Source organism: Calidifontimicrobium sp. SYSU G02091 (assembly GCF_022631395.1).
GTDB classification, from domain to species: Bacteria; Pseudomonadota; Gammaproteobacteria; order Burkholderiales; family Burkholderiaceae_C; genus Calidifontimicrobium; species Calidifontimicrobium sediminis.
Window position 1 is genome coordinate 25,404 of sequence record NZ_JALBGB010000034.1, and the last position, 12,835, is coordinate 38,238.

Annotated in this window: 20 protein-coding genes and 1 pseudogene; all 21 read left to right on the forward strand. The window is 69.9% G+C overall.

Annotation, left to right across the window (positions count from 1 at the left end):
* Positions 1 to 4: 4 nt before the first annotated feature.
* Positions 5 to 541 carry a hypothetical protein gene (locus tag MOJ79_RS16330; protein ID WP_241925113.1) on the forward strand — a complete coding sequence of 179 codons (537 nt, stop codon included), beginning with the start codon at positions 5 to 7 and terminating at the stop codon, positions 539 to 541.
* Positions 531 to 836 carry a hypothetical protein gene (locus tag MOJ79_RS16335; RefSeq protein WP_119352920.1) on the forward strand — a complete coding sequence of 102 codons (306 nt, stop codon included), beginning with the start codon at positions 531 to 533 and terminating at the stop codon, positions 834 to 836. Before MOJ79_RS16330 ends, MOJ79_RS16335 begins: the two co-directional genes overlap by 11 nt.
* Positions 833 to 1,159, forward strand: coding sequence for a cytoplasmic protein (locus MOJ79_RS16340; protein ID WP_119352921.1), 327 nt, complete (start codon positions 833 to 835; stop codon positions 1,157 to 1,159). The genes MOJ79_RS16335 and MOJ79_RS16340 overlap by 4 nt, the downstream gene beginning before the upstream one ends.
* Complete coding sequence (locus MOJ79_RS16345) at positions 1,107 to 1,691, forward strand: DUF3486 family protein (RefSeq protein ID WP_241925114.1); 585 nt, start codon at positions 1,107 to 1,109, stop codon at positions 1,689 to 1,691. Before MOJ79_RS16340 ends, MOJ79_RS16345 begins: the two co-directional genes overlap by 53 nt.
* Positions 1,681 to 3,033, forward strand: a complete 1,353-nt coding sequence (locus MOJ79_RS16350; RefSeq protein WP_241925115.1) for a phage terminase large subunit family protein — start codon at positions 1,681 to 1,683, stop codon at positions 3,031 to 3,033. Before MOJ79_RS16345 ends, MOJ79_RS16350 begins: the two co-directional genes overlap by 11 nt.
* Complete coding sequence (locus MOJ79_RS16355; RefSeq protein ID WP_241925116.1) at positions 3,033 to 3,365, forward strand: phage baseplate upper protein; 333 nt, start codon at positions 3,033 to 3,035, stop codon at positions 3,363 to 3,365. The genes MOJ79_RS16350 and MOJ79_RS16355 overlap by 1 nt, the downstream gene beginning before the upstream one ends.
* A complete protein-coding gene (locus MOJ79_RS16360) occupies positions 3,358 to 3,582 on the forward strand; it encodes a hypothetical protein (RefSeq protein WP_241925117.1) in 225 nt (74 codons plus the stop codon). The genes MOJ79_RS16355 and MOJ79_RS16360 overlap by 8 nt, the downstream gene beginning before the upstream one ends.
* A 27-nt stretch (positions 3,583 to 3,609) precedes the next feature.
* A complete protein-coding gene (locus MOJ79_RS16365) occupies positions 3,610 to 4,065 on the forward strand; it encodes a hypothetical protein (RefSeq protein WP_241925118.1) in 456 nt (151 codons plus the stop codon).
* Positions 4,066 to 4,067: 2 nt separating this feature from the next.
* Positions 4,068 to 4,805: a hypothetical protein gene (locus MOJ79_RS16370; protein WP_241925119.1), complete on the forward strand. Its 738-nt coding sequence runs from the start codon at positions 4,068 to 4,070 to the stop codon at positions 4,803 to 4,805.
* Positions 4,806 to 4,882: 77 nt separating this feature from the next.
* The gene (locus MOJ79_RS16375; RefSeq protein WP_241925120.1) at positions 4,883 to 6,454 is read left to right on the forward strand and encodes a DUF935 domain-containing protein; all 1,572 of its coding nucleotides are present in this window, start codon (positions 4,883 to 4,885) and stop codon (positions 6,452 to 6,454) included.
* Positions 6,447 to 6,647, forward strand: coding sequence for a hypothetical protein (locus MOJ79_RS16380; RefSeq protein ID WP_241925121.1), 201 nt, complete (start codon positions 6,447 to 6,449; stop codon positions 6,645 to 6,647). Before MOJ79_RS16375 ends, MOJ79_RS16380 begins: the two co-directional genes overlap by 8 nt.
* Entirely contained in the window at positions 6,625 to 7,956 is a 1,332-nt protein-coding gene (locus MOJ79_RS16385) for a phage head morphogenesis protein (protein ID WP_241925122.1), read from the forward strand. Before MOJ79_RS16380 ends, MOJ79_RS16385 begins: the two co-directional genes overlap by 23 nt.
* Before the next feature lie 163 nt (positions 7,957 to 8,119).
* A complete protein-coding gene (locus MOJ79_RS16390; protein WP_241925123.1) occupies positions 8,120 to 8,635 on the forward strand; it encodes a phage virion morphogenesis protein in 516 nt (171 codons plus the stop codon).
* A 103-nt stretch (positions 8,636 to 8,738) separates the two neighbouring features.
* Positions 8,739 to 9,125, forward strand: a complete 387-nt coding sequence (locus MOJ79_RS16395; protein WP_241925124.1) for a hypothetical protein — start codon at positions 8,739 to 8,741, stop codon at positions 9,123 to 9,125.
* Positions 9,126 to 9,404: 279 nt separating this feature from the next.
* Positions 9,405 to 10,331 (forward strand): phage protease, encoded by a 927-nt coding sequence (locus MOJ79_RS16400; protein WP_241925125.1) that lies wholly within the window; start codon positions 9,405 to 9,407, stop codon positions 10,329 to 10,331.
* On the forward strand, positions 10,324 to 10,578 hold the full coding sequence (locus MOJ79_RS16405; RefSeq protein WP_241925126.1) for a hypothetical protein: 255 nt from the start codon (positions 10,324 to 10,326) through the stop codon (positions 10,576 to 10,578). Before MOJ79_RS16400 ends, MOJ79_RS16405 begins: the two co-directional genes overlap by 8 nt.
* Before the next feature lie 6 nt (positions 10,579 to 10,584).
* On the forward strand, positions 10,585 to 11,490 hold the full coding sequence (locus MOJ79_RS16410) for a Mu-like prophage major head subunit gpT family protein (RefSeq protein ID WP_241925127.1): 906 nt from the start codon (positions 10,585 to 10,587) through the stop codon (positions 11,488 to 11,490).
* A gap of 14 nt (positions 11,491 to 11,504) precedes the next feature.
* The gene (locus MOJ79_RS16415; protein ID WP_241925128.1) at positions 11,505 to 11,750 is read left to right on the forward strand and encodes a hypothetical protein; all 246 of its coding nucleotides are present in this window, start codon (positions 11,505 to 11,507) and stop codon (positions 11,748 to 11,750) included.
* 3 nt (positions 11,751 to 11,753) lie between these two features.
* Positions 11,754 to 12,182 (forward strand): gp436 family protein, encoded by a 429-nt coding sequence (locus MOJ79_RS16420; protein WP_241925129.1) that lies wholly within the window; start codon positions 11,754 to 11,756, stop codon positions 12,180 to 12,182.
* Positions 12,182 to 12,607, forward strand: a complete 426-nt coding sequence (locus MOJ79_RS16425) for a phage tail terminator protein (protein ID WP_442863138.1) — start codon at positions 12,182 to 12,184, stop codon at positions 12,605 to 12,607. Before MOJ79_RS16420 ends, MOJ79_RS16425 begins: the two co-directional genes overlap by 1 nt.
* A pseudogene (locus MOJ79_RS16430) lies at positions 12,607 to 12,835 on the forward strand (hypothetical protein); the annotation flags it as partial. The gene MOJ79_RS16425 and the pseudogene MOJ79_RS16430, both read left to right, overlap by 1 nt.

Consider the following 12,835-nt stretch of genomic DNA (forward strand, 5'->3'; position numbering starts at 1 on the left):
ATGCATGGAGCCGCAGATGATGTCAACCAGTGCATGGGCCGCGCTGTCCTTCGCGCTGGCCGGCGCGTGCTTCCTGGCCGGCTACAGGCTAGGCGACGACAACCGCGGTGCCCAGTGCGAGCAGCTCATCCAGTCGCAGGAGCGGCAGCGCGCGCAGGAAGCCGCCGCCGCATTGGCCAAAGCCCAGGAAGCGGCCTTCGTGGCCGCGCAATCACTGACCGCGCAGCGCGCCGCTGCATCGCAAAGACTCAAGGAGGCCCGTCGTGAGATCAACCGCCTGGCTGCTGGCCGCGAGTGCCTGTCCGGCGCTCTTCGCGTGCGCATCAGCGACGCCGCCGCAGGCGCCACAGACAACCTGCCCGAGGGTCCCGGCGCTGCTGCTCGCGCCGCTGCCGAGCCTGCCTCCGATCCCGGCCACGGCATCGCCAGCACCGACGCCGACGTCGCGGCATGGGCACTGGACGTCGCCAGCGCCTACGACGAGTGCCGCGCCCGCATCGATGCCATCCGCCAGTGGGACCAGGTGACGCATGGAAGGTGACGTGCTCGACTCGCTGATGCGCTGGCAGGTGGCACTGTGGATCGCGGGCGCCGTCATCGGCGCCCTGGTCTTGATGGCCAGAGCGCTGGCGATGCGAATGATGCGCGAGATCGACGCGCGCTTTGACCGCATCGACTCGCTGTCGGGCGAAGTGGCCCGTGTAGACGGCGACCTCAAGCGGCTGATTGCCGAGCTGCCGCTGCACTACCAGCGCCGCGAGGACGCGATCCGCGAGTTCACCGCCATCAACACCAAGCTCGACCGCCTTTACGAACTGCTCGCGAGGAAAGCATGAACGAACGCCGCATCGACGCAGCCATCGACACGGCACGCGCCGAGCGTGAGGCGCTCAGGTGGCTGATGATCACCGCACTGTGGCACGCGAGGCCCTACGGCACACGCGAGGACGTGCTGCTCGCCTGCGCGCACGAGATCCCGATATACGCCACCGCCGACCTCATCCGCCGCGAACTCGGCTGGCTCGACAGCCACGGCCTGGCCAGCATCGTCAAGGACCGATCGCCCGTGTGGTCTGCCAAGCTCACCGCGCTCGGCGAAGACGTCTATGAATACCGTGCCGACGCGCCGGCTGGCCTTGCGCGCCCGCCGAGGTGGTGACATGGCTCGCCGCTGCAAAGTGGACGCACTGCCCGCGGCACTCAAGGCCGAGCTCGAGCGGCTGCTGGCCGACCGCGCGCACGGCGGCTATGAGGCGCTGGCCGCCTGGCTGCGCGAGCAGGGCTGGGAGATCAGCAAAAGCAGCCTGCACCGCTACGACCAGCGCGTGCAGGCAGTGATGAGCCGCATCAAGGCCAGCACCGAGGCGGCGCGTCTTCTCGCCCAGTCGGCACCGGACGATGCAGACGAGCACTCAGCCGCCGTGCTGCGCATCGTGCAGTCGGCGCTCTTCGATGCGCTCACGCGCGTGAGTGAGGCGAGCGATGAGGCCGACCCGGCCGAGCAGGTCAAGGTGCTGTCGCGAGCCGCGCGGGCCATTGCCGAGGCTTCCCGCGCCAGCATCGGCCAGAAGAAGTGGGCCGACGAGGTGCGCGCGCGCATCGAAGAAGTGGAGCGCTTCGCGCAGAAGTCTGGCAAGCGCCTCGATGCGGCGACGCTCGAGGAGATCAAGCGGGGGTTGTATGGAGGGTGAAGCGCCCATCCTCTACCCCTACCAGCGCCGCTACCTGGCCGACAAAAGCCGCTGGAAGGCGGCCTGCTGGTCGCGGCAGACAGGGAAAACCTTCACCACCACGCTGGAGGCGGTGCTCGATGTGCTGGAGGCCGAGGCCGAATGGCGGGTGGCCCGCTGGACGATCCTTTCGATCTCGCGCGACCGGGCTCTGGATGCGATCCGAGGCGGCGCGGCGCTGCATCTGAAGGCCATCGGCGCCGCCTTCGAGGCGCTGGATCAGCCCTTCGAGGCCGACGAGATGGCGCACATGGTGCGCCTGCCGGGCGGCAGCTACATCCGCGCCATCGCCGCCAAGCCCGAGACGGCGCGCGGGATGAGCGACAACCTGATCCTCGACGAATTCGCCCACCACAAGGACAACCGGGCGCTTTGGCGCGCGCTCGTTCCCGTGGTCAGTCGCCCCGACCTCAAGCTGCGGGTCATCTCCACACCCAACGGCGTTGGCGACATGTTCCACGAGATCATGACCGACGGACTCGGCGGGCTGTTCAGCCGCCACACCGTCACCATCCACGACGCGGTGGCCGACGGCCTGCCGCGCAACGTGGACGAGCTCCGCAAGGCCGCGCGCGACCCGGACACCTGGGCGCAGGAATACGAATGCGCCTTCCTCGACCAGGCGGGACGCGAGTGGCTGTCCTACGACGAGATTCTGGCCGCGCTGGACGCGCCGCCGCCGCCCGCCTACGACGGGCGGGCGGTGTATGTGGGCATGGACATTGCCGCGCGCGGCGACCTCTCGGTGATCGCGGTGCTGGAGGACGTGGGCGGCGGGGTGCTGGCCCTGCGCGAGATGCAGGTCATGCGTGGCGAATCGTTCGCCGCCCAGCTCGCCCGGCTCGATGCCGTGATGCGCACCTACCGCGTGGCGCGCGTGGCCATCGACCAGACCGGCATGGGCGAGATGCCGGTGCAAGAGGCGCAGCGGCGGCACGGGCAGTACCGCGTGACGGGCGTGATCTTCACCGCGGCGGCCAAGCTGGAGATGGCCGTGGCGCTCAAAGACCGGCTGCAGGCGCGGCGTCTGCTCTTGCCGGTGCCAGACGCCGACAAGGCGGCCGTCATCGACGACCTGCGCGCCGTGAAGATGGAGCCTGGCGCGGGCGCGGTGCCGCGCCTGCTGGCCGACCGGGATTCCGGCGGCCACGCCGACCGCTTCTGGGCGCTGGCGCTGGCCTGCGCGGCCGCGGGCGAGCAGGTTCCGGTGTATGCCTACGAGAGCGTGGCGCGCCGCAGCTTCGCGCCGCGCCAGGATGATCTGGACGGGCGCGCACGCGCCCGCGCCTGGGAGGGATGGTAATGGCCGCCATCAAGATCTACCGTGGCGACACCTGGCAGCGCGCCTGGATCATCAAGGACGGCGCCGGCAACCCCGTGGACCTCACTGGAGCGGCCGCCAGGCTGCACGTGCGTGACGCCGACGGCGTCAAGGTCATGGAGGCGTCCACCGCCGATGGGAGGCTCACGCTGCAGTCCGCTGCCGGGCGCATCGACCTCGTGATGCCTGCATCGGCCACGGCGGTGGCCCCGGCCAGCTACCGCTTCGATATCGAGGTGACGTACCCAAGCGGCGTGCGCATCACCTACGAACAGGCCACCCTCCTCGTGATGGAGGACATGAGCCGTGACTGACGTCGTCGTCGTGCGAGAGCCAGCCGTCGTCGTGACGGTGCTCGAGCAGCCGGTGACCGTGGGCGCCGCACAGCCGGGCCTCGTCGGCCCGCCGGGGCCGATGCCGCCAGATGCGCTTCGCGTCTCTCAGCGCCTGGCCGAGTTCGACTCGCCAGAAGCCAAGGCCGCCGCGCGCATCAACCTCGAGCTGCAGTGGATCGACTGCGGCGAGTTCTGACCACGAAACAGTCCAAGGAGGACCGACATGCCACGCATCCAGATCAAACGCGGCCTCAAGGCCAACCTGCCGACGAGCTCGATGCTCTCCGGCGAGCAGTTCTACACGACCGACCGCTCCACGCTGCATGTGGCCACCGACGCCACGACGCGACAGCCCGTCGTCCCGCCCATCGACGACCTGGCCACCATGCCGGCGGTCGACGGAGCCGCCGACCTCGTGCTGATGCACGACGCCAGCGAAGCCTCTGGCGTCAAGGAAAAGAAGATCACCTTCGACGCTTTCAAGGCGGCGCTCAACATCCCGGCCGGCACGACCGACGAGAAGGTCGCCGTCGTCTCCGGTGGCACGGCAGGCTACATCTGGGGCACCGATGGCACTGACGGCGTGCTGCGCATGGGGCCTACGATGAGCTGGGTCAAGGCCGCCGGCAATGGATACGTCACGCTCGATGTGGGTGTCATCGACTGCGGGAGTTTCTGACGATGCCGCGCCTACAGATCAAGCGCGGTCAGTTCTACGAGATCCAGTCTGCGGCAGACAACAATCTCGTGTTGCCTGGCGAGCTGTTTTTAGCGGCTGACCAGGAGAGGCTCTTTTACGCAACAGCGACCAACAGCGTCCAGAGGGTTCCAAAGTTCGGAGAGGCAAATTTCGACCACGCCGGAAGCGTGGCCTGGCCTGTACGGCAGTCGAATCCTCGCATCATCGGAGACGTTGGGGCGACGGCACTGACCACATTGGCGCTGACGGCGGCGCGCCAGTACTTCATCCCTTTTGCCGTGCCACGCAACCTGGCGCTCGGTGCTTTGATGATATCTGTCACGACGGCATCTGCAGGATCGGCTTCTGTTGGCGTCTATGCAAACACCACCAGCTCGGGAAACGACGCGCCTGGCGCCCTTCTCGCGTCTGCCAGCGGCCTGAACGTCGGAACGACAGGAAACAAAGAAGGCGACGTGACAATGCCGGATCTATGCCGGCCGGGGATCATTTACTGGGCAAGCATCATCTGCTCATCTGCAGCGACGGTGCGCGCCCTGGCGATTGCATCGGTGCAGACATCTCTCGGCCGGGTGTTGAACGCGACGAGCGCCGTGACTTACCTGTACGCGGCAGGATCAGGCTCGACGATGCCGAATACTGCTCCGGCGGCGCTAACTGCTGGCACCGGAGTGTGTCCTGCGATCTACATGGTGGCTCAAGCGCCAGAAGGTGGATAGTGACCGCGTCATCGGAGACCGCGATGCATAGCCGTGTCAGCCGCGCCGTTTTGCGCATCTCGGTGTTGGAGTGATCGATGCTCGATCTCAAGACCCCCATCGCCATGCCATCGCAGGCCGGCCTGCGCAGCGTCTGGCAGTGGCGTCCGCTGGCAAGCATGACTCCGGCCATGGTGGCCGACGTGCTGCGCCGAGCGTCGATGGGCGACGCGCACGACTTCCTGCTCGCCGCCGACGACATCCGCGAGAAAGACCTGCACTACCGTGCCGTGCTTCAGACTCGCACTCTGGCTGTTGCTGGCCTCCCGGTGAGCATCCTCGCGCGCGATGACAGCCGCGCCGCCAAGCGCGCCGCCGATCTGGTGCGCGATGCGATTACAGATCAGGACATCAGCCAGCTGGCAGCGCACCTGATGGACGCGGTGGCCAAAGGCTACGCGGTGGCCGAGATCCTGTGGGACACCTCCGGCAGGATCTGGTACCCGCGCGAGATCGTGCCGCGCGAGGCGCACTGGTTCACCTTCGACCGCGATACCGGGCGGCTGCTGCGCCTGGTCGACGGCAGCGCCGAAGGCGCCACGATGCCGCCATACCGCATGATCGTGCACACCCCGCCGCTTTCGGCCGGAATCCCGCTGCTCGGCGGCGTCGCGCGCTCGGCCCTGTGGGCCTGGGTCTTCAAGAGCTTCGCGCTGCGGGACTGGGCGCGCTTTGCCGAGCTGTTCGGCCAGCCGATCCGCGTGGGCAAGTACCACCAGGGCGCCAGCCCCGATGACGTGGCCGTGCTGCGGCAGGCTGCATTCAGCCTGGGGTCGGACGCCGCCGCCGTGATTCCGCAGGAGATGGCGCTCGAGCTGGTCGAGTCCGGCTCCAAGAGCGCCAGCGCCGACCTGTATCACAAGCTGATCGACTACCTCGACCGCCAGGTGAGCAAGGCGGTGCTCGGCCAGACGATGACCACCGACGACGGCTCGAGCCAGGCGCAAGCGCGCGTGCACGAGCAGGTGCGCCGCGACATCCTCGAGGCCGACGCACGCGCGCTCGAGCAGACGATCACGCGCGACTTGATCTCCCCGATCGTGCGGCTCAACCTCGGCGAGGACGCCCCGCTGCCCATCGTCGACCTGGTCGTCGAGGCGCCCGAAGACATGGCCGCGCTGGCCGACCAGGTTGCCAAACTCGCCGGCGCCGGCGTGGCCATCCCGCAAACGTGGGTGCGCGGCCGCTTCGGCATCCCCGAGCCGCAAGACGGCGAAGCGGTGGTCGGCGCGGAGCCTGCGTCCGCTGGCGAACCATTGGCAAACACGGTGGCGAACCGCGCGCGAACTCATGGTTCGCCGGTGGCCGTGCACGGATTCGATGCGACAAAAAACGCGCAGAACGAGTACGAACCGGACGAGCTCGACCGGCTCGTGGACGAGGCCACGGGCGAATGGCAGGCGCAGATCGGCCCTGCTGCGCACGCCCTGCAAGACGTCATCGACCAGGCCCAGGCAGACGGCCTGACGGCGCAGGAGCTCTCCTCGAGGCTGGCCGCGGCGCTCGATGGCATCCCCATCGAGGCGCTGACCGAGGCGCTGGAGCGCGCCCAGTTCGCCGCGCGGCTGGCCGGTGTGCATGGCCGCGAGCCGGAGCCGGATCGTGGATGAGGCCGACATCACGCAGGAGCGCCTGGAGCGCGAGATGGCGCTGACGCTCAAGAGCCGCCGCTGGACGCCCAGCCTGCCCTTCACTGGTTACTGCCACTGGTGCGGAGAAATCACCGCTGCAGGCCGCCGCTTCTGCGACGCGGACTGCCGAGACGACTGGGAGCGCGCCCATGCCGGCACGCATCGCCGCTGATCCTGGCGACGCGCCGCTGAACGCGCCGGCCACGCCGGGCGAATTCGCGCGCGCCTTCCGCCTGCCGCCCGAGGAGGCGGTGCGCTACATGGCCGCACGCGACGCCGTGCGCATCACCTACGACTGGCACGAGCTCTGGCACGACGAGCACGCACGCGCCTTCACGGTGAGCCGCCTTGCCCGCGCCGACCTGCTCGCCGCCCTGCGCGACGGGCTGGAAAAGAGCGTCGCCGGCGACCTCTCGCGCCGCGACTGGACGCGCGACGCCAGGCAGCTGCTCGCCGACGCCGGCTGGTGGGGAGAAAACGAGGTCACCGGCCCTGACGGCGTGGCGCGCAAGACCCGCTTCGACCCGGCGCGGCTGAAGCTCATCTTCGACGTCAACACCCGCATGGCCTGGGCCGCCGGGCGCTGGGAGCGCATCCAGGCAGCCAAGGACAGCCACCCCTACCTGCGCTATGTCACGCGGGCGGATGAGCGCGTGCGCCAGAGCCACCGCGTCTGGCACAACGTCACCCTGCCGGTGGATGACCCGTGGTGGCGCACCCACTACCCGCCCTGCGGCTGGCGCTGCCGCTGCCGCGCCGTGCCCATGCGGGCCAAGGAATACGAGGCCAGAAGCGACCTCAAGCACACCCCGCCGGCCGAGCCGCCCGTCGAATGGACGAACCCCAGGACCGGCGAGGTCAAGACCATCCCGGCGCGCATCGACCCCGGCTTCGGCTACAACGTGGGCGAGGCGGCGATGAGATGGCGGGGACTGATCGACGCCGCCCGCGATAAGCTCGCGGGCTACGCCGCCGAGCTCGGTGCGCGGCTGGTAGACGATCTCGCGCCGCTCGTCGAGCGCGACTGGTCAGACTGGATCGGGCCGGTGCTGGCCGGGCAGGAGCGCAATCGCCTCGGCTGGCTGGGCGCGATCACCGCGCGCGATCTGGCGCACCTGGAGGCGGCGGGCATCAGCCCGCAGACCGCCGAAGTCATGGTCGGGCCAGGGCTGATCCATGGCCCCAAGGCCAGGCGTCATCTGGATGATGGCAACGCGCTCGCTGAGGCGCAATGGCGCAGCCTGCCTGCGCTGTGGCGGCAGGCCGTGGCGCTGGTCATTGACATGGAGAGCGGCAAACCGCTGTGGCTGCTGCCGGGCGCGGATGGCCGAACGCCACAGCTGGCGGTGGAGGTCGATTTCGTGACTGGAAAGCCCAAGCGCGCGACCAATGCGGTCAAGTCGGCCTTGCTTCAGCGCGCGGATGTGCTCGATGGCAAGCTGCGCGGCGGCAAGATCAAGATTCTGTGGGGAGGCTGGTGATGCGCGGTGGGACTCGAACCCACACACAACCCGCTGGCGCGGACCCGTTACCTGTCAGGGCGCAGCGCATCACCGCCAATTGCCAGCATAGCCTACCCCGCCCGCGCGTCAAACCGGGCGGACTCGCGCGCCGCATGCGCCGCGCCGCGCAATGGGGTAGAGCATGATCGACATCCAAATAGATGACCGCGAAGTGCGCGCGGCGCTGGATCGGCTCCAGCGGCGGCTCTCCGACCTCTCTCCGGTGATGAAGGCCATCGCCACCGAACTGGAAGCGCGGGTGGAGCAGCGCTTCGAGACCGCCACCGACCCGCAGGGCCGCCCCTGGAAGCCGCTGGCGCCCTCGACGCTCGCGGCATATCTGGCGCGCGGCAAGGGCAACCGCAGGAAGGACGGCAGCCTGACGAAGAAGGGCCGCGAGCGCCTGGCCAGCCGCCGCCCGCTCTACGACACCGGCGACCTGCTCGGCAGCCTCACCAGCAGCTTCAGCCGCAGCGAGGCGCGGGTGGGATTCGGGCAGCCGTATGCGGCCTTTCACGAATACGGCACGAAGCGCATCCCCCGCCGCGGCCTCCTGATGGCCGACCCCGTCGCCCGCACCCTGGGCGACGCCGACCGCGCCGCCGTGCTCGACATCCTTGGCGATGCGCTGCGCGGCGCCCTGGACGGCCGCGCCTGACCGCCCGGAATGCCAAAACCGCAAAATCGGGCCTGTGGGCGATTTTTGGCCCGGGTGGCTACCACCCCCTTACCGAGGCCCCGATCGCGCAAAGTGAACGCGAGTGAACCGGTTTGCGGGGCATTCGCCGCGGCCGGCAAGCGTGCGGACGCCGCAAACGGCCCCGGCTGAACTGGCGCGCGGCAAGGGCAACCGCAGGAAGGACGGCAGCCTGACGAAGAAGGGCCGCGAGCGCCTGGCCAGCCGCCGCCCGCTCTACGACACCGGCGACCTGCTCGGCAGCCTCACCAGCAGCTTCAGCCGCAGCGAGGCGCGGGTGGGATTCGGGCAGCCGTATGCGGCCTTTCACGAATACGGCACGAAGCGCATCCCCCGCCGCGGCCTCCTGATGGCCGACCCCGTCGCCCGCACCCTGGGCGACGCCGACCGCGCCGCCGTGCTCGACATCCTTGGCGATGCGCTGCGCGGCGCCCTGGACGGCCGCGCCTGACCGCCCGGAATGCCAAAACCGCAAAATCGGGCCTGTGGGCGATTTTTGGCCCGGGTGGCTACCACCCCCTTACCGAGGCCCCGATCGCGCAAAGTGAACGCGAGTGAACCGGTTTGCGGGGCATTCGCCGCGGCCGGCAAGCGTGCGGACGCCGCAAACGGCCCCGGCTGAACCGGTTCAGCCTTCCTGAGGTGGCCGCGGCGGCGCAAAGTGCGCCGCATGCCGCAGCATCCGCGCCCCAGGGCCACCGCGCACGACCGCGCGGCGCACGTTGTTTCATTGCCTCTCCAGCCCGACGGCGACGTGCCGTCTTCCCCGCCGGAATGGGTGCAGCTCGTTCCGGCGGGCACTTTTTCCGGGCGCGACGGGCGCGGGCCGTACCGGCTGGACATGGCGGCGGTGCTGGCGGCCTTCAACAGCGCGGGCGTCGACCTGCCCATAGACTACGACCACCAGACGCTCGACGCCGACGCCAAGGCCGGCCCCGTGCCGGCAGCCGGCTGGATCAAGGAGCTGCAGCCGCGCGCGGGCAGCCTGTGGGGGCGCGTGCAGTGGACGCCGCGCGCCGCCGAGCTGATCGCCGCGCGCGAGTACCGCTACCTGTCGCCGGTCTTTCGCCACGACAAGGCCGGCGTGGTGCTCGCGCTCGAAGGCGCCGGGCTCACGCACTACCCGAACCTCTACCTCCCGCCCGTGGCGCACAAACAAGGAGCAGACGTGACCGACCTGACCCCCATCGCCCAGGCGCTGGGCATCGAAGGCGACGCCGACGTGGCGGCTTTGGCCGCGCACGCGGCGCGCTTGCTGCGCGACGCCGCCGCCCGCCAGCCCGACCCCGCCCAGTGGGTGCCGATGAGCCAGCACAAGGCCGTGGCCGACGAGCTGGCCGCACTGCAGCAGCGCATCGCCGCCGAGAAAGCCGAGGCGGACGTCGCGGCCGCCATGCGCGCGGGCAAGCTCGCCCCGGCGCTCAAGGACTGGGCCATCGGCTACGCCAGCCGCGACGCCGCCGGCTTCGCCAGCTGGGTCGAGAAAGCCCCGGTGATCCTGCCGGCAGACCAGCCGGCCGCGCACCGCGTCGCATCGAATGCGGACACGGCCTGCGAGGCGCTGACCGAGGAAGACCGCATCGCCTGCGCGCTGCTGGGCCTGAGCGAGGCCGACTTCGCCGCGCACAAGAAGGCCCTCGGGGTCGCCCGTGCGTGACGTGCTGCGCGACAGCGCCGAGGCGCGCCGCCTGATTCTGGAGCGCCTCTACGTCGTGCGCCTGGGCGAAGGCGCGCAGGAGGTGGGCGGTTTCGTGCCGCGCCGCCGCCTGGCCGACCTCGCGCCGCACATCGATTTCTTGCTGCACACGCTGGCCGAGCAGGGCCTGGTCAGCCGCGACGGCGACCGCTGGCGCATCACGGGCGCCGGCTGCGCCCATCTGGAATCAACCGTGGACAAGGAGTAACTGCTCATGGCCATCATCACCCCGGCCCTCATTACGAGCCTTCGCGTCGGCTTCAGCAAGGCGTTCCAGGACGCGCTGCAGGGCACGCCCGTTGACTGGGACAAGATCGCCACGCGCGTGCCGTCGTCGAGCACGGCCAACACCTACGGCTGGCTCAACCAGTTCCCGAAGCTGCGCGAGTGGGTGGGCGACCGCGTCGTCAAGGACATGGCCGCCAGCGCCTACCAGGTGCAAAACAAGCTCTACGAGGGCACGGTCGGTGTGCGCCGCACCGACATCGAGGACGACAACGTGGGCGTGTACACGCCGCTGTTCGCCGAGATGGGGCGCGCGGCGCGCGCGCATGCCGACCAGCTCGTCTTCGAGCTGCTCGCCGCCGGCGAGACCACGCTGTGCTACGACGGCCAGAACTTCTTCGACGTCGACCACCCCGTCTACCCGAACGTCGACGGCACCGGCACCGCGACCAGCGTCTCGAACCTCCAGGCGGGCACCGATCCGGCCTGGTACCTGCTCGACACCAGTCGCGCGCTCAAGCCGCTGATCTTCCAGGAGCGCACCACGCCCGAGCTCGAGGCCATGACGGCCTCCAACGACGAGGGCGTGTTCACCAGCGACACGTACCGCTACGGCATCCGCTACCGCTGCAACGCCGGCTTCGGCTTCTGGCAGCTGGCCTACAAGAGCAAGGCAGCGCTGACCGCGGCCAACTTCAACGCGGCGATGGCCGCGATGATGAGCGTCAAGGCCGACGGCGGCCGCCCGATGGGTGTGCGGCCCACGCACCTGGTGGTGCCGCCCACGCTGCGCGCCGCAGCGCTTGCCCTGATCGAGTCGCAGCTGACCACGGGCGGCGAGAGCAACCCCAACTACAAGGCGGTCGAGGTCATCGTCTCGCCGTGGCTGGTCTGAGCACGCGCTGATCCATGAGCCGCAACCGCGCCAAGACGGCCAACCCGGTGCTCGACGGCACGATCGACGTGCCGCCGGCGGCGCCGGCGGGCACCTTGCGGCTGCTCGTGCGCACGGTCAGCGTGCACGGCGACTACGGCCGCTATCGCGCCGGCCTCGGCCCGTTCGGCCGCGAGCCGGTGGTGGTCTGCGCCACGCCACAGCAGGCGCAGGCGCTGCGCGCCGACCCGGCGCTGGCCGTGGCCGAGCTCGGAGGCTGACCTGTGCCCTACGCGAGCGCCGCGGACATGCAGTCGCGCTTCGGGCTCGAGGAGCTCACCGCGCGCACCGACCGCAACGGCACCGGGGCGGTCGACGCGGCGGTGCTCGCGCGCGCGCTGGCCGACGCCGACGCCGAGATCGACGGCTACCTGGCCACGCGCTACCGCCTGCCGCTGCCCACCGTGCCGCCGGTGCTCGTGCGCGTGGCGTGCGACATCGCGCGCTACCGCCTGTGGGAAGACCTCGCCAGCGAGGAGGTGCGCCGCCGCTACGAGGACGCGCGCCGCATGCTCGAGGCGCTCACGCGCGGACACGTGAGCCTGGGGCTGCCCGCGACGCTTCCACAGGAGCAGCAGCCCGCTCTGTCGCTGGCCGCGGCGAAGTCCGGCGCCGCCCCCAACTTCGACCGCGATGGGCTGGGTGGCTTCTGATGCTCGCCGCAGAGCCTCTCATCCGCGCCCGCCTGGAGTCGGTGCCTGGCGTGGCCGGCGGCGTGCACGGCATGGCCGAGCTCGACATGCAGTCGGTGGCCGGCAAGCGGCTGCCAGCGCTGTTCGTGGCCTGCGACGGTTACCGCGTCGTCGACGACAAGTCGCCCGGTGCGGTCAGGGTCGCCGCGCGCTGGCTGGTCGTGGCGGCCGTGCGCCAGGTGGCCGACGTGGTCGGCGGCACCGATGCGCGCGCAGCCGCCTCCGACATCGCCGCCGCCGTGTTCGCACGGCTGTACCGCTGGCAGCCATCGGCCGACTACCAGCCGATGATGCCAGCTGCCGCCCCACGCCCCGACTACGCCGCCGGCGTGCTGCTGTTGCCGCTGGCCTTTGAAACCTCCCAGATCATCGAAAGGAGCGCTTGATGAGCTACTTCTCCGGCCAGGGCCGCGTCTATCTGGCCGCGCGCGACACCAGCGGCAATCCGCTGGCGCTGCGCTGGGTGGGCAACGTGCCCGACCTCAAGATCAGCCTGAGCGTCGAGACCATCGAGCACAAGGAAAGCTACTCGGGCCAGCGCCTGACCGACCTGCAGCTCATCAAGAGCAAGGACGGCGAGTTCAGCTGCACGCTCGAAGATCTCTCGGCCGAGA